The sequence below is a fragment of the Leifsonia shinshuensis genome (assembly GCF_022606355.1).
Classification (GTDB): Bacteria; Actinomycetota; Actinomycetes; order Actinomycetales; family Microbacteriaceae; genus Leifsonia; species Leifsonia shinshuensis_B.
This window is the reverse complement of sequence record NZ_JAHHZQ010000011.1, coordinates 1-1,283: the sequence shown is the minus strand read 5'-3', so window position 1 is coordinate 1,283 and position 1,283 is coordinate 1. Positions and strand designations below refer to the sequence as shown.

Annotated in this window: 1 protein-coding gene; it reads right to left on the bottom strand. The window is 64.5% G+C overall.

All coding sequences use genetic code 11. The features are described from left to right. Positions 1–33 precede the first annotated feature (33 nt). Positions 34–1,214 (bottom strand): IS3 family transposase gene (locus KNO15_RS22770; RefSeq protein ID WP_374113198.1). Its coding sequence is split into 2 segments (ribosomal slippage): positions 34–945 and positions 948–1,214, totalling 1,179 coding nucleotides; the frame shifts between segments, so codons are not numbered across the junction. Positions 1,215–1,283 lie beyond the last annotated feature (69 nt).

Genomic DNA, 1,283 nt, shown 5'->3' with positions numbered 1-1,283 from the left:
GGGCGTGAAGAAGGAACTGGTGACAGGTGTGGTTTAGGCCGCGAGGGAGAGCGGCTGTTCGGTTAGCTTCGCTTCGAACTCGATCGGCGTCAAGCCGCCGAGAGCGTCCTGGGCTCGCTGCCGGTGATACTTCCTCTCGATCCAGACGACGATCGCGAGGCGCAGCTCCTGCCGGGTCGTCCACCGTTGCTGGTTGAGCACGTTCGTTTGAACGAGGGACCAGAAGCTCTCCATGGAGGCGTTGTCTCCGGCGGCGCCGACTCTGCCCATCGATCCGACCATGTCGTGGCGGCGGAGTTCGCTGGCCATGGCGCGGCTTCGAAACTGGCTGCCTCTGTCGGCGTGCAGGATGCACCCGGCGACGTCACCGCGCCGTGTGACGGCGTTGCGGAGCGCGTCGACGGCGAGCTTCGCGGTCATCCGGTCGCTGATCGAGTAGCCCACGATCCGGTTGGAGTGGACGTCTTTGATTGCGCAGCAGTAGAGCTTTCCTTCGCTCGTCCAATGTTCCGTGATATCGGTCAACCAGACCCGGTTCGGGGCGTCTGCGCGGAACTGTCGCTGGACGTGGTCGTCGAACACCGGCGGGCCGGCCTTCTTGCCCTTCCCACGGCGGCGTCGTTGCGCGGAGGAGAGGATCCCGGCCTGCGAACACAGCTTCCACGCCGTCCGCCTGCTCATCCGCCAACCGGCCCTGCGAGCTTCGTCAGCCAGGTATCGGTAGCCGAAGGTCGGATCATCCGCGTGAGCATCGTGGAGGGCATTGATCCGGTGGGCACGGAGGACGTCCGCGTCCCGGATCGGGTCGTTGCGCCACCGGTAGTAGGGCTGCCTTGCGAGCTTGAGAACCCGGCACGACACCGTCACGGGAATCCCCGCGTCGGCGAGCTCAGCAACGAGCGGGTATGTCATTTTGGGGAGCCACCGAGTTTCAGGTTGGCCTGCGACAGATATGCCGCCGCCTTCCTGAGCACCTCGTTCTCCTGCTCGAGCAACCGGATCCGCTTCTTCAACTCGCGCGCCTCGGCCGCATCGGCCGCGGTCTGACCGGGTCGGTTGCCTTCTTCGACATCGGCTTGACGGAGCCAGTTCTGCAGCGTCGCTTCGCTGATACCGAAGTCAGTGGCGATCTGTTTGATGGTGACGCCGCTCTCGCGGCGTCTTGCGACCGCGACGACGTCTTCGCGGAATTCTTGGGGATATGGACCGGGCATGATGACATCCTTCCCGCCAGCGCCTCCCGGCACTAACGATCAGTTGTCACCGATCCCTTCTTCACGCCC